At 42.4% G+C, this 21,708-nt stretch carries 21 protein-coding genes; all 21 read left to right on the top strand.

From position 1 onward, the window contains the following. Positions 1 to 301: 301 nt before the first annotated feature. The 21 genes from HMPREF1195_RS02915 to HMPREF1195_RS02815 all read left to right on the top strand — a co-directional run bounded on the left by HMPREF1195_RS02915 (position 302) and on the right by HMPREF1195_RS02815 (position 21,489). Positions 302 to 808 (top strand): GNAT family N-acetyltransferase, encoded by a 507-nt coding sequence (locus tag HMPREF1195_RS02915; RefSeq protein ID WP_023918191.1) that lies wholly within the window; start codon positions 302 to 304, stop codon positions 806 to 808. Positions 809 to 937: 129 nt separating this feature from the next. Beyond that, positions 938 to 2,512 (top strand): cardiolipin synthase, encoded by a 1,575-nt coding sequence (cls, locus tag HMPREF1195_RS02910; protein WP_023918189.1) that lies wholly within the window; start codon positions 938 to 940, stop codon positions 2,510 to 2,512. A 15-nt stretch (positions 2,513 to 2,527) separates the two neighbouring features. Beyond that, complete coding sequence (locus tag HMPREF1195_RS02905; RefSeq protein WP_023918187.1) at positions 2,528 to 3,187, top strand: DNA alkylation repair protein; 660 nt, start codon at positions 2,528 to 2,530, stop codon at positions 3,185 to 3,187. A gap of 285 nt (positions 3,188 to 3,472) precedes the next feature. Further along, complete coding sequence (locus HMPREF1195_RS02900; RefSeq protein WP_023918185.1) at positions 3,473 to 4,474, top strand: DUF3137 domain-containing protein; 1,002 nt, start codon at positions 3,473 to 3,475, stop codon at positions 4,472 to 4,474. Continuing rightward, positions 4,471 to 5,022: a LemA family protein gene (locus HMPREF1195_RS02895; RefSeq protein WP_023918183.1), complete on the top strand. Its 552-nt coding sequence runs from the start codon at positions 4,471 to 4,473 to the stop codon at positions 5,020 to 5,022. Before HMPREF1195_RS02900 ends, HMPREF1195_RS02895 begins: the two co-directional genes overlap by 4 nt. Positions 5,023 to 5,167: 145 nt before the next feature. After that, positions 5,168 to 6,244 carry an aspartate-semialdehyde dehydrogenase gene (locus HMPREF1195_RS02890; RefSeq protein ID WP_023918182.1) on the top strand — a complete coding sequence of 359 codons (1,077 nt, stop codon included), beginning with the start codon at positions 5,168 to 5,170 and terminating at the stop codon, positions 6,242 to 6,244. 139 nt (positions 6,245 to 6,383) lie between these two features. Continuing rightward, positions 6,384 to 7,319: a 4-hydroxy-tetrahydrodipicolinate synthase gene (gene dapA / locus HMPREF1195_RS02885; protein WP_023918180.1), complete on the top strand. Its 936-nt coding sequence runs from the start codon at positions 6,384 to 6,386 to the stop codon at positions 7,317 to 7,319. Positions 7,320 to 7,390: 71 nt separating this feature from the next. Continuing rightward, positions 7,391 to 7,729, top strand: coding sequence for an ATP cone domain-containing protein (locus HMPREF1195_RS02880; protein ID WP_006597242.1), 339 nt, complete (start codon positions 7,391 to 7,393; stop codon positions 7,727 to 7,729). Between the two features lie 113 nt (positions 7,730 to 7,842). After that, positions 7,843 to 8,694, top strand: a complete 852-nt coding sequence (gene ylqF, locus HMPREF1195_RS02875; protein ID WP_023918177.1) for a ribosome biogenesis GTPase YlqF — start codon at positions 7,843 to 7,845, stop codon at positions 8,692 to 8,694. Beyond that, complete coding sequence (locus HMPREF1195_RS02870) at positions 8,681 to 9,448, top strand: ribonuclease HII (protein WP_023918176.1); 768 nt, start codon at positions 8,681 to 8,683, stop codon at positions 9,446 to 9,448. The genes ylqF and HMPREF1195_RS02870 overlap by 14 nt, the downstream gene beginning before the upstream one ends. 3 nt (positions 9,449 to 9,451) lie before the next feature. Continuing rightward, a complete protein-coding gene (locus tag HMPREF1195_RS02865; protein WP_023918174.1) occupies positions 9,452 to 10,381 on the top strand; it encodes an ROK family protein in 930 nt (309 codons plus the stop codon). Positions 10,382 to 10,442: 61 nt separating this feature from the next. Next, complete coding sequence (gene dprA / locus HMPREF1195_RS02860) at positions 10,443 to 11,291, top strand: DNA-processing protein DprA (protein WP_023918173.1); 849 nt, start codon at positions 10,443 to 10,445, stop codon at positions 11,289 to 11,291. Positions 11,292 to 11,377: 86 nt separating this feature from the next. Continuing rightward, positions 11,378 to 13,459: a type I DNA topoisomerase gene (gene topA, locus HMPREF1195_RS02855; RefSeq protein ID WP_023918171.1), complete on the top strand. Its 2,082-nt coding sequence runs from the start codon at positions 11,378 to 11,380 to the stop codon at positions 13,457 to 13,459. A 98-nt stretch (positions 13,460 to 13,557) separates the two neighbouring features. Continuing rightward, positions 13,558 to 14,235, top strand: coding sequence for a SatD family protein (locus HMPREF1195_RS02850; protein ID WP_023918169.1), 678 nt, complete (start codon positions 13,558 to 13,560; stop codon positions 14,233 to 14,235). Then, positions 14,219 to 14,923 (top strand): DUF3307 domain-containing protein, encoded by a 705-nt coding sequence (locus tag HMPREF1195_RS02845; protein ID WP_023918168.1) that lies wholly within the window; start codon positions 14,219 to 14,221, stop codon positions 14,921 to 14,923. The genes HMPREF1195_RS02850 and HMPREF1195_RS02845 overlap by 17 nt, the downstream gene beginning before the upstream one ends. Positions 14,924 to 15,077: 154 nt before the next feature. Then, positions 15,078 to 16,412 (top strand): methylenetetrahydrofolate--tRNA-(uracil(54)-C(5))-methyltransferase (FADH(2)-oxidizing) TrmFO, encoded by a 1,335-nt coding sequence (trmFO, locus tag HMPREF1195_RS02840; protein ID WP_023918167.1) that lies wholly within the window; start codon positions 15,078 to 15,080, stop codon positions 16,410 to 16,412. 93 nt (positions 16,413 to 16,505) lie between these two features. Continuing rightward, positions 16,506 to 17,333: an alpha/beta hydrolase gene (locus HMPREF1195_RS02835; RefSeq protein ID WP_023918166.1), complete on the top strand. Its 828-nt coding sequence runs from the start codon at positions 16,506 to 16,508 to the stop codon at positions 17,331 to 17,333. Between the two features lie 30 nt (positions 17,334 to 17,363). After that, positions 17,364 to 18,104, top strand: coding sequence for an esterase family protein (locus tag HMPREF1195_RS02830; RefSeq protein ID WP_023918165.1), 741 nt, complete (start codon positions 17,364 to 17,366; stop codon positions 18,102 to 18,104). 21 nt (positions 18,105 to 18,125) lie between these two features. Then, positions 18,126 to 19,292 (top strand): ATP-grasp domain-containing protein, encoded by a 1,167-nt coding sequence (locus HMPREF1195_RS02825; protein WP_023918164.1) that lies wholly within the window; start codon positions 18,126 to 18,128, stop codon positions 19,290 to 19,292. 219 nt (positions 19,293 to 19,511) lie between these two features. Continuing rightward, complete coding sequence (locus HMPREF1195_RS02820) at positions 19,512 to 20,480, top strand: thiamine pyrophosphate-dependent dehydrogenase E1 component subunit alpha (RefSeq protein WP_023918163.1); 969 nt, start codon at positions 19,512 to 19,514, stop codon at positions 20,478 to 20,480. A 16-nt stretch (positions 20,481 to 20,496) separates the two neighbouring features. Then, positions 20,497 to 21,489, top strand: a complete 993-nt coding sequence (locus HMPREF1195_RS02815; protein WP_003011072.1) for an alpha-ketoacid dehydrogenase subunit beta — start codon at positions 20,497 to 20,499, stop codon at positions 21,487 to 21,489. Positions 21,490 to 21,708 lie beyond the last annotated feature (219 nt).

Below are 21,708 nucleotides of genomic sequence, written 5' to 3'. Positions count from 1 at the left end.
CAACCTTCGAAAGTTCAACTGTCTAAGAAACAAACCGGTCTGAATCTTAAACAAGCAAAGACAGTCACTAAAACAGTCAAACCTAACTATGTCTTAAAAGCAACATATTCCAAGCAAAAGAGCTTTTTGAAAGCTCCGAGTGCTTTGTTCCTTTACCGGATGATGGGGTTAAGTCAAACGGTTTAAGAAGGATGGAAATCCTGGATACATTTCCAGGATTTTTTGCTTGCTGCTAGACTTTCATTGACAGTGAGGAGGCATATCGGTATACTAGGTATAATCTAATGAGGAGGCCACCATAATGATTCGACCCGTTCAGCTCAGCGATGCAGCAGCTATCCGAGCGATTTACCAACCTTATGTGACAGAGACAGCCATTACCTTTGAGGTTGATGTGCCGACTGTCCAGGAATTTGAAAGTCGCATCACAAAAACGCTGACCCAATTTCCTTATTTGGTCGCAGAAGTGGATGGGAAAGTTGTGGGGTATGCCTATGCCTCGACCTATTATGCACGCGCTGCCTATGATTGGACCACTGAATTGTCTATTTATGTAGCAAAAGAAGCGCGTGGACAAGGGATCGGATCGGCCCTTTATACTGCCTTAGAAGAGGAGTTGCAAGCACGAGGCTACTTACGCTTTCTGGCTTGTATCGCAGTTCCGAACGAAGCGAGCATTTCCATGCATGAAAAGCGAGGGTATGTCCAAGTGGCTCATTTCCCAAAGATTGGCTATAAGTTTAACAAATGGCATGATATCGTCTGGATGCAAAAGACGATCGAAGGGCCGGTGAGAAAAATACAGTAGAAATCACGACATTTGTAAATCGCAATAGTTAATTATCCCTGACTTTTTCATAGGCTAAAATGATACTAATAAAATTACTGAAAGAGACCGGAAAGTTGTGATGGTCTCCCCTACATGAAAGGAGCCTTTATGACTGAAGAACAAAGTGCTAGGCTGTTACCTCAAAAGCCCTCCAGATGGGTCAAAATTCTACTTAACCGAAAGGTTCCCATTCTTCTGTTCTTCTTACTGGAATTGGCCTTTCTTGTTTTTTCATATCTCAGTCTACAAGAGCATTTCCCATCCATTATCTTATGGGAACACTTGTTGAGTGTCTTTACCTTCTTTTACTTGCTCAATCGTTCCATGGATTCTCGTTCCAAACTGTCCTGGGTGATTATCATTGCCCTCTTTCCAATTTTTGGGACGGCTCTGCTTTACTTTTCGTTAGCTGATTTGGGTGTGAGACGCTTGAAGAAGCGGCTTGAGGATGCTACAGTGCAGGCATCTGACTATCTAAGCACCGATCCAGAAGTTGCTGATTATTTATCCCAAAGTGATAGCCAATTACAGAAATTAGCTTATTTTCTGGAGCATAGTCCAGCCCAGTTTCCTATCTACAGAGACACAGAGGTCACCTATTTTCCACTTGGAGATGACATGCTACCAGCCTTGTTGGAGGATTTGAAAAAGGCGGAACGTTATATCTTTATGGAATATTTCATTATTGACGAAGGGATCATGTGGGGCGAGATTTTAGCCATTTTGGAGGAGAAGGCCAAGGCAGGTCTGGATGTTCGTGTCATGTTTGATGGGATGAATGAGATGACTACCTTGTCCTACGATTATATCGAGCGATTGCACAAGGTTGGCATTAAAGCTCAGGCCTTCTCACCAGTCAAGCCTATTCTATCAACCTATTACAATTACCGAGACCATCGAAAGATTACAGTGATTGATGGTCAAGTTGCTTACACTGGTGGCGTTAATATCGCTGATGAGTATGTCAATAAACGAGAACGCTTTGGTCATTGGAAGGATACGGCCCTTCGATTAGATGGTTCAGCAGTTCAAACGCTAAAAGCTCTCTTTTTGACCATGTGGACAGTGACCGGAATAGAAGACAAAGCGGATATGGAGCGCTATCTACAAGAAAAACCTCAACAAAGAAAGAGCCAGGGCTTGGTTCTTCCTTATGGCAATTCACCATTGACTTATCATAAGGTGGCTGAGGATGTTTATCTTCATTTACTGAATACATCGACCGATTATGTTCACATCATGACGCCGTATCTGATCTTGGATGACGAATTGGTTAGAGCTATGACTTTCGCGGCCAAACGAGGAGTAGATGTTCGGATTATTATGCCAGGGATTCCAGATAAACAGTATGCCTTTGATATTGCGACGACCTATTTTAAAGTGCTCTTGGATGCTGGCGTCCGTATTTTCCGTTATACCCCAGGCTTTGTCCATGCTAAAGTTTATGTTTCTGATAGCCAACAAGCTGTTGTAGGAACCATTAATACAGACTACCGAAGTCTCTATCAAAATTTTGAAGATGGGGTCTATCTCTACAAAACTCTGGAAGTGCTAAAGATTGAAGAAGATTTTGAGAAAACCCAGGCTCTATCAGAGGAAGTCACTCTAGAAAGTTTATCTAAAATGCCTATGGCTCATCGTCTAGCTGGCTATCTCTTTTCTTTGATTGGACCTTTGATGTAAAAAAGGAGGAATCATATGGATACAAAAATTCTTTTGAAATTGTTAGAAGACCAAGCTGATCCAGCGAAACTCCCAGCAATGGAAGCTTATATGAAAAATAAATTCAGCTTTCTTGGGGTTCAAAAATCAATTCTCAAAAAGATTGAAAGAGATTTTTTTAAGCTTTTCATAAAGGATCCAATTGATTGGGCTTTTGTGGAAGAGTGTTGGCAGCAACCCTACCGTGAGTTCCAATATATTGCTATGGATTATCTGGATAAAAAGAAGAAGGAGCTTATACCTGAAGATTTTCCAAAGCTAAAGGAATTGGCTCAAACCAAATCATGGTGGGACAGTATAGATCAATTGGACCTTATCATCGGAGAGATTACTTTTCACTATCCAGAAACCAAGCAGGTTATGCTGGATTGGAGTAAGGATCAGGACTTTTGGTTGAGGCGGATTGCCATTGATCACCAGCTTATGAGGAAAGAAAAAACAGATACGGATTTGTTAGAAAAAGTGATCCTCAATAATCTAGGTCAAAGCGAGTTCTTTATAAATAAGGCAATCGGCTGGAGTTTACGCAATTATTCCAAGGTTAATCCGGATTGGGTAGGGGCCTTTATCGACCGCTATCGAGAGCAGTTATCTCCTTTGAGTATTCGAGAAGGAAGCAAGTACCTACCTTCTTGACAGTTTGTGGATGTTCATGGTAAACTAGAATTATGCGATGAGTCGATTGGCTCTTAGGAGCCTTTTGCGCTGAGGAGGTCTACATTCAATTGTAACGCAGGAGCGGACCTTGAACAGTTGTGTGAACCGGCTGTTCTCACCGAAAGGTGCCTCAAATCCTGGTCTTCGGATCAGGATTTTTTTGTGTCTTCAAAGAACTGAAAACTATTATAATACAGTTGCTACAAAGTTATGTTGGTGTTATAATATAGTGAAGTGCCTTGTGTCAGAAAGGAGTGGAGTTGATTGGGAGATTTCTATCATTCTAATGATTCAGCATCTACAGACTATTCGCAGAAAATTGAAGAGCTTGAAAACTCCAAACAATTTCAGGATGCCATCGGATTGATCCGAGAACAGATGAAGAACAATCTTCAGTGGAATGTTTTGCGATCTTTTGGTATTATTTGCGCCATACTGTCTCTCATTTTATTGCGTTTTGCAGCTATTCCTTTGATCCTTTTAGTGGTTGGTTTGTATTATTGGCCACAATATAAAAAAAGAAAAGCCTTGTTTGGGGATCGAATTCGTTCGAACGATGAAATCTATCTTGATGATATCTTGTCGCCTGTATTAAAGGAAGTTTTTCCTAAAGCTTCGATCAAAGAGGACGGTTCCATCCCTTCTGAAGCTCTCTCGCATTTATGTCCTCGGTCGACTGATTTTCTGTGTTTCAAAGAGCTATCATTTCATGATGACAAAGAGCTGACGGTGTCAAATCTCTATGCCCATCATACAGAGACTCGTTACCGGACATCTAATGGTCATACGAGGACGGAACATGTGGAAGTTACAGATTTCCTTGGACAAGTGTTCTCTTTATGTCTACCGATCAATTTCTCGGGTCATCTTCGGGTGGTTCCGACCAAGAAATCCTTTCTTTTTAAGAGGGAGGTGAATGGGGTTTATCCTGGAGCCAGAGGGGATGAAGTGCAGATTGAAACCGAGGATATTCGCAATAACGAGAATTACAATATCTACTGTACAGATGAACTGTCTGCCCGTAAATTTCTCACCCCTAAGATGTTAGAATGGTTTGATCGACAAATTTCTCAAAATGCCATGTGTGTATTTTTGAAAGACAAGAAACTCTATATTTCTTTGTATACCGATCGTTATATCTTTCCGACTCCCCAAAAACCGGAAGATATTGATCAACTATCTTTGGTGTCTGAATATCATAAATTATGCAAAGAACTGGATTTAATTAAAGAAATAACAGCAATTTTTGAAGGAGAAACATCATGAATCTCATTATCGGTTTAATCATATTTGTTGGCCTATTGGCTATTTGGTTTATTAGTGTAGGAAATCGCCTCAATCGTTACCTTGTGACCATTGAAGAATCAAAGAGAACGGTCGATATCGTCCTCGTAAAACGCTATGATACCATTTCGGAAATGCTAAAAGTAGCGAAAGCTTATGCAAAACATGAACAGGGGCTCTTTACCGATTTAGTTGCTTTACGCCAAGGAGCGAGCATTCAAGAATCCAACCAAGTCATTACCAATCAAAACGATGTCTTGGCACAAATTCGTGCAGTTGGTGAAAATTATCCAGAGCTCTTGTCTTCTAACCAATTCTTGGCCTTGCAAAAGGAAATTGCTGATGAAAATGAAGATCTTGCTGCAGCGAAGCGAATTGTCAACAGTAATATTAGCCACATCAATCAAGAAATTGTTTCATTTCCGGCGTCTATCGTAGCAGGTGTAAAGGGGATCCATCAAGTTCCATTTCTTACTGAAGAAACACAAGGTAAGAAAGATTTAAGTGATTTGAACTATGACCTTAACTAAAAAGCTATTTATTATTAATAACCATCAAAAATCCTGGTCTTAGAATCAGGATTTTTTCCTACTGTTGGTACTTTTCATTTATGCCAAAAAATTGTATAATAGTACAAATACTCAATTTTTAGAAAATTTTGAAAGAGGATTTACTATGGGATACACAGTTGCTGTTGTCGGTGCTACAGGTGCCGTTGGTGCTCAAATGATCAAAATGTTGGAAGAATCAACACTTCCAATCGATAAAATTCGCTACCTTGCGTCTGCACGTTCTGCAGGAAAAGTCTTGCAATTTAAAGGGCAAGACGTGACCATCGAAGAAACGACTGAAGATGCTTTTGAAGGCGTTGATATTGCTCTCTTCTCAGCTGGTGGTTCAACATCTGCCAAATATGCACCTTATGCGGTGAAAGCAGGCGCAGTAGTGGTTGATAACACTTCTTATTTCCGTCAAAATCCGGATGTCCCATTGGTTGTTCCTGAAGTGAATGCACATGCGCTTGATGCTCACAACGGAATCATCTCTTGTCCAAACTGTTCAACCATTCAAATGATGGTGGCCCTTGAGCCCGTTCGTCAAAAATGGGGCTTGGACCGTATCATCGTGTCTACTTACCAAGCTGTATCAGGTGCTGGTATGGGAGCAATTCTTGAAACCCAACGTGAGTTGAAGGAAGTCTTGAATGATGGGGTCAACCCACGCGATGTCAAAGCAGAAATCTTGCCATGTGGTGGCGATAAAAAACATTACCCAATCGCTTTCAATGCTCTTCCACAAATCGACGTCTTCACAGAAAATGACTATACTTACGAAGAAATGAAGATGACAAACGAAACTAAGAAAATCATGGAAGATGATAGCATTGCCGTTTCAGCAACATGTGTGCGGATTCCAGTCTTGTCAGCTCACTCAGAGTCAGTCTACATTGAAACAAAAGAAGTGGCACCAATTGACGAAGTGAAAGCTGCTATTGCAGGATTCCCAGGTGCAGTCCTTGAAGACGATGTTGCTCATCAAGTCTACCCTCAAGCGGTTAATGCGGTCGGTTCACGCGATACCTTCGTTGGACGGATTCGTAAAGACTTGGATGCTGAAAAAGGGATCCACATGTGGGTTGTTTCAGATAACCTTCTTAAAGGTGCCGCTTGGAACTCAGTCCAAATCGCAGAAACTCTTCACGAACGTGGACTCGTACGTCCAACAGCTGAGTTGAAGTTTGAATTGAAATAGGAAGAAAAACAGAAATCAGTAACTCGAAGAGTTTGATTTCTTCCTTAGCTAACTAACAAATCAACTTGTTTTATGAACAGATCATGAGGCAAAGGCAAGCAAGCCCCAGCCTCTTTCTTATATAGAGAAAGGTTTTTCTATGTCTTATCAAGATTTAAAAGATTGTAAAATTATTACTGCATTTATCACCCCCTTCCATGAAGATGGAAGCATTAATTTTGACGCTCTTCCTGACTTGATTGAGCACCTTTTGGCACATCATACAGACGGGATTCTCTTAGCTGGAACGACTGCAGAAAGTCCAACTCTGACCCACGATGAGGAATTGCAACTCTTTGCGGCCGTTCAAAAGATTGTCAATGGTCGAGTGCCTTTGATCGCTGGTGTCGGAACCAATGAAACCCGCGACTCGATTGAGTTTGTTAAAGAAGTGGATGCTTTTGGTGGCTTTGCGGCAGGATTGGCTATCGTTCCTTACTACAACAAACCATCTCAAGAAGGCATGTATCAACACTTTAAAGCGATTGCGGATGCATCTAATCTTCCGATTATTATCTACAATATTCCTGGGCGTGTGGTTGTGGAAATGACGCCTGAAACCATGCTTCGTTTGGCAGAACACCCAAATATCATTGGGGTCAAAGAGTGTACAACTCTTGCTAATATGGCCTATTTGATTGAACACAAGCCAGAAGAATTTCTCGTCTATACAGGGGAAGATGGAGATGCTTTCCATGCGATGAACCTTGGGGCTGATGGAGTGATCTCAGTGGCTTCTCATACAAATGGAGATGAAATGCATGAGATGTTCCAAGCGATTGAACACAACGATATTAAAAAGGCTGCGGCTATCCAACGTCAATTTATCCCTAAAGTCAATGCTCTCTTCTCATATCCGAGTCCAGCTCCTGTCAAAGCTGTCTTGAACTATATGGGCTTTGACGCAGGGCCAACTCGTTTGCCATTGGTGCCAGCACCGGCAGAAGAAGCGAAACGTATCATCAAGGTTGTAGTAGATGGGGATTACCATGCTACTAAAGAGATCATTACGGGAGTTCTTCGTCCGGATTATTGATGTCTTAGATTCTTGACAAATCCCCTATTTATTAAGATAATAGAAGTATATTGATGATCAAGGAGAATAAGATGGAAGTCATTAAACGTAGTGGTGAAGTTGTAGAATTTGACCCAGATAAAATCTATCAAGCTGTTTTGAAGGCAGCACAAACAGTTTATGTCTTGACGGATGATCTTCGCCAAAACTTGGCGCAAGTGACCAAGAAAGTTGTGATGGATTTGGAAGAAGCTAAAGTGGAACGTGCGACGATCAGCATGATCCAGTCAATGGTTGAGCACCGTTTACTTGGTGCTGGTTATATTACCATTGCTGAACACTATATTTCTTATCGCTTGCAACGTGATTTGGAACGGAGCGGCTATGGTGATCATATCGCCGTGCATTTGCATTTTGAGCAAATTCGCTAGAATATAAAATAGAAGTTACTTAGGTAGCTTCTTTTTTAGTATTTTTCTTAATCACAGTGATTTCAGAAAACATGGTATAATAGAAGAGATTGAACTGGAAAGGAATGGAGAACATGGCAACTATACAATGGTTTCCTGGACACATGTCCAAAGCTAGAAGACAAGTACAAGAAAATTTAAAATTTGTGGATTTTGTGACGGTTCTGGTAGATGCTCGTTTACCCCTATCAAGCCAAAATCCTATGTTAACGAAAATTGTTGGTGATAAGCCTAAATTAATGATTTTGAACAAGGTAGACTTGGCAGATCCTGTGGCAACAAAAGAATGGCAGGACTATTTTGAGTCTCAAGGCATCAAAACCTTGGCTATCAACTCCAAAGAGCAATCTACGGTTAAGAAGGTCACAGATGCTGCTAAGAGCTTGATGGCCGATAAAATTGCCCGTCAAAAGGAACGGGGAATTCAGATTGAAACCCTTCGGACCATGATCATCGGAATTCCTAATGCCGGGAAATCAACTTTGATGAACCGCTTAGCAGGGAAAAAGATTGCTGTTGTTGGGAATAAACCAGGGGTGACCAAGGGGCAACAGTGGTTGAAAACCAACAAAGACCTTGAAATCTTGGATACTCCTGGGATTCTCTGGCCCAAGTTTGAAGATGAAGAAGTGGCCTTAAAGCTCGCTTTAACAGGTGCCATCAAAGACCAGTTGCTTCCAATGGATGAAGTGACCATCTTTGGTCTTAACTATTTCAAAAAGCACTATCCAGCTGTTTTGCAGGAACGTTTTAAACAAATGGATCTGGAACAAGAAGCTCCTGAAATCATTATGGAAATGACCCAGAAATTAGGATTTCGAGAGGATTACGACCGTTTTTACAGTTTGTTTGTCAAGGATGTACGTGATGGTCGTTTGGGACGCTATTCCCTTGATCGTGTAGGTGAAATAGATGCCAACGATTAAAGAAATCAAAGAGCGTTTGGCAACGATTGACGATCTAGATCATCCCTTATTTGAAGAATTGATCCTTGATGGTCGAGCGGGGGTTCAAGCGGCTATCAGCAAACGAAAACGCGAACTCCAAAAACAAGTGGATGAAGACTTGCGTTTGGAAAAAATGCTAGCCTATGAGAAAGAACTTTATGCTCAAGGGATTGATCTTATTGCAGGTGTGGATGAAGTGGGACGCGGCCCATTAGCGGGTCCAGTTGTTGCAGCTGCCGTGATCTTGCCGAAAGCTTGTAAAATTCTGGGACTCAACGATAGTAAAAAGATTCCAAAATCCAAACACAAAGAAATCTATGAGGCTGTGCTCCAAAACGCCATTGCGATCGGAATCGGCATCAAGGACAATCAAGTGATTGATCAGGTTAATATCTATGAAGCTACGAAGCTAGCCATGATGGAGGCCATTGGTCAGTTAGAGCCTCAACCCCAGCATCTTTTGATTGATGCCATGAAGTTGGATCTTCCTATTCCCCAAACTAGTATCATCAAAGGGGATGCCAACTCCTTATCCATTGCTGCAGCATCCATCGTAGCCAAGGTGACTCGGGATCAGATGATGGAAGAGTTTGATTGCGAATATCCGGGTTATGATTTTACGCAGAACGCTGGCTATGGGACGGCTAACCATCTGGCTGGCCTCGACAAGCTGGGAGTGACCCCTATCCATCGGCGTTCATTTGAACCCGTCAAATCAATGTGTGAGGATTAGGCTATGCTATTTACCATCGATATCGGAGGGACCTTTATAAAGTACGGTCTGATGGATGCAGACTATCAATTGATCCGTACAGACAAGATCCCAACACCATCTACGATTGAGGACTTTTGGCAAGGATTAGAAGGAATCGTTGCTCCTGTACGGGAAGAAATCGAGGGAATCGCCATTTCATGCCCTGGTGAGATCCAAAAGAGCCTTGGCTTTGTCTTTCGAGGTGGTCTCATTCCATATTTGCGAGGCATTCCTCTAGCTAGTAGATTGCAACAAACATTTCAAGTACCCGTCACCGTTCTTAATGATGGAGAAGCCGCTGGTCTAGCGGAAGCAAGGCTTGGTAATCTAAAAGATTGTCCATGTGGTGCGACCTTGGTCTTGGGGACAGGAGTAGGTCTCGCTCTTCTTTCTAACGGTGATCTATTGAGAGGATGGCAACTGACAGAATACATTCGGACTATTGATAAGGCAGAAAGAACACCAGAAAATCGCCGCTTTCATCGCGGACTCTTTTTGCAAGGTATTTCCAATCTTTTGGAAAACACCGGTTCAGCTGTTCAATTTGTTGAGAAGGCTAGTCACATCTTAAACCTAGAAAAGGCAGATGGTATAGCCGTTTTCAAGGCTCTTGATCAAGGAGGCCATGAGGAGCTGAAATCCTTGTTTCGGGAGTATTGTCATGATATTGCTATTCTGATTTTTAATCTTCAATCATTGCTCCTGCTTGAGAAGGTGACAATTGGAGGGGGCATTAGTAGCCAACCGCTACTGATCGATGAGATCAGTCGACAATACCATAACCTACTCTCTCAAAAAGGGCATAAACAATTTGAGGCCTTGCCGATCCAAGCGGCTCGCTTCCATAATGAAAGCAACTTGATTGGTGCCGCATCTTACTTTTATTCTTCTACATATCAAAAAAAGTTCTAGAAATAGAGCTTTTTTTCCATTCTTTTTCGAATAAATAAGTGAGAGGAAGTAGAAGGTGACCATGGAGAAATTTGAAATCTTTAAATTAAAAGAAGCTGGTTTATCAAATGAGCAAGTCTTGAGAGTTTTGGACTACTGTAGGAAAGACCAAGCCTTACCAAGCTTAGAAGAGATAGCAAGGATCGCTCGCTGTCGCAGTATTATTCATTTTGTAGACAAATACCGGCAGCTGGATGAAGAGCATTTACACAAGGAGTTTGAACGGTTCCCATCTCTATCCATTTTTGATCCTGAATACCCGGAGGAATTGCTACAGATCTACAATCCTCCTGTACTCCTTTTTTACCAAGGGGATTTGGAGCTGTTAACCAAACCGAAGATTGCAGTCGTAGGAGCTCGGGAAACGACGCGAGAAGGGGTGCGATCTGTAGAGAAGATTATTAAAGAACTTGGAAATGAACTGGTCATCGTTAGTGGACTTGCTAAGGGAATTGATGCGACAGCTCATTATGCCAGTATACGAAATGGTGGCAAGACCATCGGAGTGATAGGAACGGGACTGGATGTCTTTTATCCTAAAAGCAATCAAAGACTGCAGGCACATATGGGGGAAAACCATCTGATCTTGAGCGAGTATGGTCCAGGGCAGGCACCACTGAAGTTTCATTTTCCTGAGAGAAATCGCATCATTGCTGGCCTCTGTCAGGCTGTGATTGTGGCAGAGGCTCGACTCCGTTCAGGTAGTTTGATTACTTGTGAGCGTGCTATGGAAGAAGGCCGAGACGTTTTTGCTATTCCAGGAAATATTTTAGATGGAAAATCTGCAGGCTGCCATCATCTGATTCAAGAAGGTGCAAAGCTTGTCACCTCAGGCCAGGACATTCTTGATGAATTGAAATACGAATTGTGATTTTCCTATAGGAGAAGTTCCTAGTTGACATCTTTCTTAAAATGTATTAAACTCAATGAGATTTATACAATACAGAGGGATAAAACGTGGTAACAAAAAAGAAAAGCAGTACAACCAAGAAAAATTTGGTGATTGTGGAGTCTCCTGCTAAGGCGAAAACAATCGAAAAATATCTTGGTCGTAACTATAAAGTCATGGCCAGTGTCGGTCATATTCGAGACCTGAAAAAATCAACTATGTCAATTGATTTCGACAATAACTATGAACCAGAGTATATCAATATTCGCGGAAAAGGTCCCTTGATCAATGATTTGAAAAAAGAAGCTAAAAAAGCTAAACAAGTCTTTCTTGCAAGTGACCCGGACCGAGAAGGAGAAGCTATTTCTTGGCATTTGGCTCATATTTTGAACTTGGATGCCAAAGAAAAGAATCGCGTGGTTTTTAATGAAATCACTAAGGATGCCGTTAAAAATGCCTTTAAAGAACCGCGTCAAATCGATATGGATTTGGTTGATGCCCAACAAGCACGTCGGGTCTTGGACCGGATTGTAGGGTATTCAATTTCGCCTATTCTTTGGAAAAAGGTCAAAAAAGGACTTTCTGCAGGGCGCGTGCAATCTGTTGCCCTCAAATTAATCATTGATCGCGAAAACGAAATCAATGATTTCAAGCCGGAAGAATACTGGACTATTGATGGTGTCTTCAAAAAAGGGACCAAACAATTCCAAGCTAGCTTCTATGGGATTGATGGCAAGAAGATGAAGCTCAACACCAATGAAGAGGTGAAAGCAGTTCTTGAACGCTTAGATGGCAAAGATTTTACCGTTGAAAAAGTTGAAAAGAAAGAGCGTCGTCGCAATGCTCCTCTTCCTTACACCACCTCTTCTATGCAGATGGATGCAGCTAATAAGATTAACTTCCGTACACGCAAGACCATGATGGTCGCTCAGCAATTGTACGAAGGAATCAATATTGGCTCTGGTGTTCAAGGTTTGATTACCTATATGCGTACCGACTCCACACGGATCAGTCCGGTTGCGCAAAATGAGGCAGCTAACTTTATCGTGGATCGCTTCGGTGAGAAATATTCTAAGCATGGAAGCCGTGTGAAGAATGCTTCTGGTGCCCAAGATGCCCACGAAGCGATTCGTCCATCTAGCGTCTTCAATACTCCTGAGAGCATTGCTAAATACTTGGACAAAGACCAATTGAAACTCTACACCTTGATTTGGAACCGTTTTGTCGCTAGTCAAATGACAGCAGCTGTCTTTGATACCATGAATGTCCGTTTAGGTCAAAATGGGGTTCAGTATACGGCAAATGGGAGCCAGGTAAAGTTTGACGGTTATTTGGCGATTTATAATGATTCAGACAAAAACAAGATGTTGCCGGACATGGTAGAAGGCGATATCGTCAAGCAGGTCAATAGCAAGCCGGAGCAACACTTTACCCAACCACCGGCCCGTTATTCTGAAGCTACTTTGATTAAGACGTTGGAGGAAAATGGAGTAGGTCGCCCTTCAACCTATGCTCCGACGATTGAGACCATTCAAAAACGCTATTATGTGAAGCTGGTAGCTAAACGCTTTGAACCAACGGAATTAGGGGAGATCGTTAATAAACTGATTGTTGAGTTTTTCCCAGATATTGTCAATGTGACCTTCACAGCGGAGATGGAAGGGAAACTCGATGATGTCGAACTCGGAAAAGAAGAGTGGCAAAAAGTCATTGATGCCTTCTACAAACCATTCTCTAAAGAAGTCGCCAAGGCTGAAGAAGAGATGGAAAAAATCCAAATCAAAGACGAACCAGCTGGTTTTGATTGTGAAGTCTGTGGCAGCCCGATGGTGATTAAATTAGGACGTTTTGGTAAGTTCTATGCTTGTAGCAATTTCCCAGATTGTCGTCATACCCAGGCCATTGTCAAAGAAATCGGTGTGGAGTGTCCTGACTGTCATCAGGGACAAATCATCGAACGCAAAACCAAGCGCAACCGTATCTTCTATGGATGCAATCGCTATCCAGAGTGTGAATTTACCTCTTGGGATAAGCCGATCGGTCGGGATTGTCCAAAATGTGGCCACTACTTAGTTGAGAAAAAAGTTCGTGGTGGCGGCAAACAAGTCGTATGTAGCAATGGCGACTACGAAGAAGAAAAAGTGAAATAAGTTATTAAATGTCTATTATAACAGCAATTTTTATAAATGTCTGTTATAATAGACATTTTTCGTTTTTTTCGTTATAATAGACACAAGGAGGTGAGCATATGTATCTTGCTTTGATTGCAGATGTCATTGATTCCAAAACCGTACAAGAACGTTTTGACCTGCAAAAACAATTGGAAAAAACTCTTCAAAAGATCAATGAGCTTTTTAAAAACTGCCTAGCATCGGCTTTTACCTTAACTTTGGGCGATGAGTTTCAGGCGCTTTTAAAAGTGGAGGCTCCGGTTTTTCAAATCATTGATACCCTGCGTTCAGAACTAAAGCCGACTCAACTTCGTTTCGGCATTGGCCTCGGGGAGATTGTAACGGATATCGATCCCCTGCAAAGTATCGGTGCAGATGGACCGGCCTATTGGAATGCACGCGCAGCCATTAATCTGGTCCATCAGAAAAATGATTATGGCAATACCCAGATCTATTTTTTGAGCGGTAATGACAGCCAGGACTTAGTGGTGAATGCGCTCATCGCTTCTGGAGAGGCCATACGTTCGGGCTGGAGAGAGAGTCAGGAAGAGATCCTGCTCAATCTGCTAAAGAGATCTGTCTATAGTGAAACCTTTAGTCAGCAAGATTTGGCCCAATCGCTAGGGCTTAACCCAAGTGCTCTGTCCAAGCGCTTAAAGAGTAGCAGTATTCGTGTTTATTTACGGGGACGAGCAGCAACACTAGCTTGTATTCATAGCTTAGAGAAAGGAGAGGCCCATGAGCGGATTGTCTAGTATCGTAACGAATCCATACTTGATCCTTTTGTTGATTTGTCATTTGTTATCGGATTATTATTTTCAAAGTCAGAAGATGGCGGATCGCAAGGATCAGGATAAGAAGGTGCTCGGGCTTCACATTCTATATGTAGCTCTGCCTCTGATCGTGGTTTCTCTCTGTCATCTAGATTTGTGGTGGATTTGCTTGGTCATTTTACTGACTCATGCTGGAATAGATTTCTTAAAACCGATCGTGCAGAAGGGATTGAAATTACCAACCGCCTGGACCTTTGTCTTGGATCAAGTCTTGCATATCGGCATCTTGACGTATCTAGTCCTTTTAGGAGCGAAGAATGGTTCGACCTATCTGCCTCTGGACACTTTAAATCTAATTTTTTATGTTCTCCTAGTTGGGAAACCAAGCAATATTGCCTTTAAAATTCTGTTTGCCAAGTATCAACCCACCAGCAAGAAGAAAATGGATACGATCACTGGGGCTGGTTCCATGATTGGCTTTTTAGAGCGTTTGGTGATTGGTGCCTGTCTCATCTATGGGCAATTTGCTTCGATCGGCCTAGTCTTTACTGCCAAGTCCATCGCTCGCTACAATAAAATTTCGGAGGATCCAGCCTTTGCGGAGTATTACTTGATCGGGTCCTTGTTCAGTATCCTATCTGCCCTCTTAGCAGCTTGGTTGTGTCTATAAGAAAATAAATAGTAAAGTCTAAGACAGGAAGGAAAAGCCTCCCTGTCTTTTTACTTGGCTTTTTGGTATAATGGACCAAGTAGAAAATTAGAAAGATTTGTGGGTGTCTAACAGTTCAGTGAGGTGTTTTGATACCCAAAGAGGTATTAGTGTCATGTCTCAATCTTATATCAATGTGATCGGTGCAGGCCTCGCCGGCTCAGAGGCAGCTTATCAGATTGCCCAACAGGGTATTCCGGTCAAGCTTTACGAAATGCGCGGGGTCAAATCAACTCCGCAACACAAAACAGATAACTTTGCTGAGTTAGTGTGTTCCAACTCTCTTCGGGGAGATTCTCTCACCAATGCTGTCGGGCTCCTCAAGGAAGAAATGCGCCGTCTGGGTTCTGTCATTCTTGAAGCAGCTGAAGCGACTCGTGTACCAGCTGGTGGAGCACTTGCTGTGGACCGAGAAGGTTTTGCTAGTCGAGTGACGGAGAAGGTGTCCCAACACCCGCTCATTGAAGTCATTCGCGATGAAATTACGGAATTGCCGACAGATGCCATCACAGTGGTCGCAACAGGGCCTCTAACCAGCGATGCCTTGGCGGAAAAGATCCATGCCCTTAATGGTGGCGATGGTTTCTATTTCTATGATGCAGCAGCTCCTATTATCGATGTCAATACTGTCGATATGAACAAGGTTTACCTCAAGTCTCGTTATGACAAGGGAGAAGCGGCCTATCTCAACTGCCCAATGACCAAACAAGAATTTATGGATTTTCACGAGGCCTTGGTCAATGCAGAAGAAGCCCCGCTCAACTCTTTTGAAAAAGAAAAGTATTTTGAAGGTTGTATGCCCATTGAAGTCATGGCCAAACGTGGCATCAAAACTATGCTCTATGGCCCTATGAAGCCAGTTGGACTCGAGTATCCAGATGATTACAAAGGGCCACGTGATGGGGAGTTTAAGACACCCTATGCAGTCGTTCAGTTGCGCCAAGACAATGCGGCTGCCAGCCTCTACAATATCGTTGGCTTCCAAACTCACCTTAAATGGGGCGAACAAAAACGGGTCTTCCAAATGATTCCAGGTTTGGAACATGCGGAGTTTGTCAGATACGGAGTCATGCACCGCAATTCCTACATGGATTCTCCAAATCTGCTTGAACAAACCTACCGTTCTAAGAAACAACCGAACCTCTTCTTTGCAGGCCAAATGACAGGGGTAGAAGGCTATGTTGAGTCAGCAGCCTCAGGTTTGGTAGCTGGAATCAATGCAGCTCGCCTTTTCAAAGGAGAAGAAGCAGCGATTTTCCCTGAAACGACAGCTATCGGAAGCCTGGCTCACTATATTACCCATACCGACAGCAAGCATTTCCAACCGATGAATGTCAATTTTGGAATTATCAAGGAGCTGGAAGGACCACGCATTCGAGATAAAAAGGAACGGTATGAGAAAATTGCCGAACGTTCTTTACAAGATTTGGCTCAGTTTATGGAAAAATAACTCAAGAAAGGAAAAAGTTTGGAGAAAATCCAGACTTTTTCTTCTAAAAATGGTATAATGAATAAAATTTAGAATATAGAGAGTTTTCTGACAATGAACAAATCCTATTTTTATTTAGATATGAAGACACACGAGTTGAAAGTGCCTTATACCGGAAAACTCCGTCGTGTGCGAGTCTTATTACCTAAGAATTATGAAACGGATACAGACAGACGTTATCCAGTTGTTTATTTCCACGATGGGCAAAACGTTTTGTATAGCAAGGAAGCTTATGCGGGTCATTCCTGGAAGGTGATTCCAGCCATTAAGCGGAATCCCGATATTAGTCGCATGATTGTCGTTGCGATCGATAATGATGGTTTCCAACGCATGAATGAATACTCTGCCTGGAAATACAAGGAATCTAATATTCCCGGAATGCAATTTGGCGGTAAGGGAGTTGAGTACGGCGAATTTGTCATGGAGGTGGTGAAACCTTTTATCGACCAAGAATACCGAACACTTGCTGATCGAGAACATACGGCCATGATTGGTTCTTCCTTGGGTGGGAATATTACCCAATTTTTGGGCTTAGAGTACCAAGATCAAATCGGTTGTCTGGGAGTCTTCTCCTCTGCTAACTGGTTGCACCAAGATGCCTTCAAAGATTATATCGAACGTAAAAAATTATATTCAGACCAACGGATCTACATCTATGTGGGGACTGAAGAGGCGGATGATACAGATAAAACCCTAATGGCAGGAAACATCAAGCAAGCCTATATTGATTCATCCCTTCGTTACTATCACGACGTCATTCAACAAGGGGTGGCTTTGGAAAATATTGCCATTCGGATTCAATCCGGTGCTATTCACCATGAAGAAGCGTGGGCAGAGCACCTACCAGAATGCCTTCGCTTTTTGGCTGAAAATTGGGATTAATAGACTGTAAATAAAGGAAAGAGGAAACTTATGAATATTGAACATTTAAGCCACTGGAGTGGCCAACTCAACCGTGAAATGTATCTGAACCGCTATGGACATGCTGGTATTCCTGTTGTGGTCTTCGCTTCATCAGGTGGAAGCCATAACGAGTACTATGACTTTGGTATGATTGATGCTTGTGCTCAGTTTTTTGAAGAAGGACGGGTTCAATTCTTTACCCTTTCTAGTGTGGATAGTGATAGCTGGCTTTGTAACTGGAAGAATCCTCACGATCGTGCCGAAATGCACCGAGCGTATGAACGCTATGTGATTGAAGAAGCCATTCCTTTTATCAAACACAAAACAGGCTGGTTTGATCCAATGATGACAACTGGTTGCTCTATGGGAGCCTACCACGCGCTCAATTTCTTCTTGCAACATCCAGATGTCTTCAACAAAGTGATTGCTTTGAGTGGTGTCTATGACGCTCGTTTCTTCGTTGGTGACTTTGGAGGCGATGAAGCCATTTACCAAAACTCGCCATCTGATTATATTTGGAACCAAAATGATGGCTGGTTTATCGATCGTTACCGTCAGGCGGAAATCGTTGTTTGTACTGGTTTAGGGGCTTGGGAACAAGATGGACTTCCATCTTTCTACAAACTGAAAGAAGCCTTTGATCACAAAAATATTCCTGCATGGTTCGCTGAATGGGGACATGATGTCGCCCACGATTGGGAATGGTGGCGCAAACAAATGCCTTATTTCCTAGACCAAATGCATCTATAAGTAAAAAGGGAGGAGACCTCAATGAATTATATCGTTATTTCACCATATTACCCACAAAACTTCCAACAATTTACAATCGAGTTGGCTAATAAAGGGATCACTGTCTTGGGAATTGGTCAAGAGCCATATGAACAGTTAGATGAGTCTTTGCGCAACAGCTTAACAGAATATTTCCGTGTTGAAAATTTGGAAAATCTGGATGAAGTGAAGCGTGCGGTAGCCTTTCTCTTTTACAAACATGGTCCAATCGACCGTATCGAATCCCACAATGAGTACTGGTTGGAATTGGATGCGGCGCTTCGGGAGCAATTCAATGTATTCGGCGCTAAGCCAAAAGATCTGAAGAAAACCAAGTTCAAATCAGAAATGAAGAAACTCTTCAAGAAGGCTGGAGTCCCAGTCGTACCTGGTGCAGTAGTTAAAACAGAAAAAGACATTGATAAGGCTGTGAAGAAGATTGGGTTGCCATTGATTGCTAAGCCTGATAATGGAGTGGGAGCAGCAGCAACCTTCAAGATCGAAACGCCAGAAGATGTGGACCATTTCAAGGCTGAGTGGGATGGCCATACAGAGTACTTCTTTGAGAAATTCGTCACTTCTAGCGAGATTTGTACCTTTGATGGTCTGGTCGATCGCGATGGCAACATTGTCTTTTCAACGACTTTTGACTATGCTTATACGCCACTCGATTTGATGCTCTACAAGATGGACAACTCTTATTATGTCCTTAAAGAGATGGATCCAAAATTGCGTCAATACGGGGAAGCCATTGTCAAGGCCTTTGGCATGAAGGAACGTTTCTTCCACATTGAGTTCTTCCGCGATGGGGATGACTATATTGCGATCGAGTACAACAATCGTCCTGCAGGTGGCTTTACCATTGATGTCTACAACTATGCTCACTCAATTGATTTGTACCGTGGCTATGCTGCCATCGTAGCAGGAGAACCTTTCCCAGCTTCTGAGTTTGAGCCCCTTTATTGCTTGGCAACTTCTCGTCGTGCCAATGCAGCTTATACTCTGTCAGAGGAAGAAGTTTTGGCTAAATACAATGATCAATTCCGTGTCAAGAAAGACATGCCAGCGGCCTTTGCGGAACTTCAGGGAGATTACCTCTATATGCTTACTACACCTAGTCGTGAAGTATTGGAACAAATGATTCATGACTTTGGTCAACGCCAATCATAAGATGATGACCGGTAGGATAGGATCCTATCGGTTTTTTATTTTTTAATGCGATCCCATGAAAGAAAAGTTTGTGAAATATTTTATTTGAAGTTGAAAATGCTTATAAAACCTCCCCCCAAGGTATATAGTTTGTGAAATCATTTGAGCATTATTTTTGACAGTGCTTTCATTTTTGGCTAGAATAAAAATGAATGAATAAATGTTAAGAAGGGCGAAAAGATGGCAACATTAGATAAAAGTCTCTTATTGGAAATGTTCCGTAAAATGGAAGAAATCCGTCGCATGGACTTAAAAATTGCACAGTTAGTAAAAAAAGGGAAAGTGCCAGGTATGACGCACTTTTCTGTTGGGGAAGAAGCAGCCAATGTTGGAGCTATGTTGGCTTTGAACGATGATGATTTGCTGACATCTAACCACCGTGGTCACGGACAAGCTATCGCTAAGGGAATCGATTTGAATGGCATGATGGCTGAGATCCTTGGTAAGTATACGGGTACTTGTAAAGGGAAAGGTGGCTCTATGCATATTGCTGACCTGGATGCCGGTAACCTTGGTGCCAACGGGATCGTTGGTGGTGGTATGGGGATTGCAGTAGGTGCTGCCCTTACACAACAAATGAAAAAGACTGGTAAGATTGTCGTCTGCTTCTTTGGGGACGGCGCAACCAACGAAGGTGTTTTCCACGAAGCGGTGAATATGGCTTCTATTTGGAATCTTCCAGTAATTTTCTACTGTATCAATAACGGTTATGGAATCTCTGCTGACATCAAGAAAATGACCAATGTGAAGCATATCCATGAGCGTAGCGCTGCTTATGGCATTCCTGGAATGTTTATTCCTGATGGGAACAACGTTATTGATGTCTATGAAGGATTTAAGAAGGCAGTCGATCACGTCCGCTCTGGTAAAGGCCCTGTCTTGATTGAAAGTGTCACTTACCGTTGGCTTGGTCACTCTTCATCTGACCCTGGTAAATACCGGACCCGTGAAGAAGTCGAAGAGTGGAAGAAGAAAGATCCAATCGAAAACCTTCGCAAGTATCTCCTTGAAAATGAGATTGCGAGCGCAGAAGAATTGGATCAGATCCAAGAAGAAGTAAAAGAAGCAGTTGAAGCTTCAGTGAAATTTGCGGAAGAAAGCCCATTCCCTCCACTCGAATCAGCTTTCGAAGATATTTACGCAGACTAAGGGGGAGTAGAGAATTATGGAAACTAAATTAATGTCTTTCCGCGATACCATTATCCTTGCTATGTCTGAGGAAATGCGTCGCGACGAAAATGTATTGTTGATGGGAGAAGATGTCGGAGTGTTCGGTGGAGACTTCGGTACTTCTGTAGGGATGCTGGAGGAATTCGGTCCAGAACGTGTCCGTGACTGTCCGATTTCTGAGGCTGCGATTTCAGGTGCAGCAGCAGGTGCAGCCATGACCGGACTTCGCCCAATCGTTGATATGACCTTCATGGATTTCTCAGTAATTGCCATGGATGCTATTGTCAACCAAGCTGCTAAAACTCGCTACATGTTTGGTGGTAAAGGTCAAGTGCCGATGACCATTCGCTGTGCTGCTGGTAATGGAGTTGGATCTGCAGCTCAACACTCCCAATCTTTGGAATCATGGTTTACTCATATTCCTGGTTTGAAAGTTGTTGCTCCTGGTACGCCAGCGGATATGAAGGGTCTTCTCAAGTCATCTATCCGTGATAACAACCCCGTTATCATTCTTGAGTACAAATCAGAATTCAACCAAAAAGGTGAAGTGCCAGTTGATCCAGACTACACGATTCCACTTGGTGTCGGAGAAATCAAACGCGAAGGTACTGATGTCACTGTCGTAACCTACGGAAAAATGCTTCGTCGCGTGATGCAAGCTGCTGAAGAATTGGCAGAAGAAGGCATCTCAGTAGAAGTAGTAGACCCACGTACCTTGGTCCCACTCGATAAAGAGATCATCATTAATTCTGTCAAGAAAACAGGAAAAGTAGTTCTTGTCAATGATGCCCACAAGACAAGTGGCTATATTGGTGAAATTTCAGCTATTATCTCTGAATCAGAAGCATTTGATTACTTGGATGCACCAATCCGCCGTTGTGCGGGGGAAGATGTGCCAATGCCTTACGCACAAAACCTTGAAAATGCAATGATTCCAACAGTTGAAAGCATCAAAGATGCTATTCGTAAAACGTATAATAAAGAATAAGACATAATTTAAATTATGTAGTATCTATTAAATCAGACGAAGAAACTTTGTATCTATTGATGCAAAGTTCTCTGCGTCCTTGATATCTTAGATTAGAGCACGGGCTAAAAGCTCGGAAAAAAGATAAATCTCCTTGACTTCATCGAAGTCTGCGTTGATTTCCTATTTTTCGGTCGCTTTTAAACGCCCTTTGCATCATAAAATTGAACTCGGGCTAAA

Source organism: Streptococcus parasanguinis CC87K (assembly GCF_000507765.1).
Lineage (GTDB): Bacteria > Bacillota > Bacilli > Lactobacillales > Streptococcaceae > Streptococcus > Streptococcus parasanguinis_J.
This window is presented reverse-complemented; position numbering and strand designations above follow the sequence as displayed.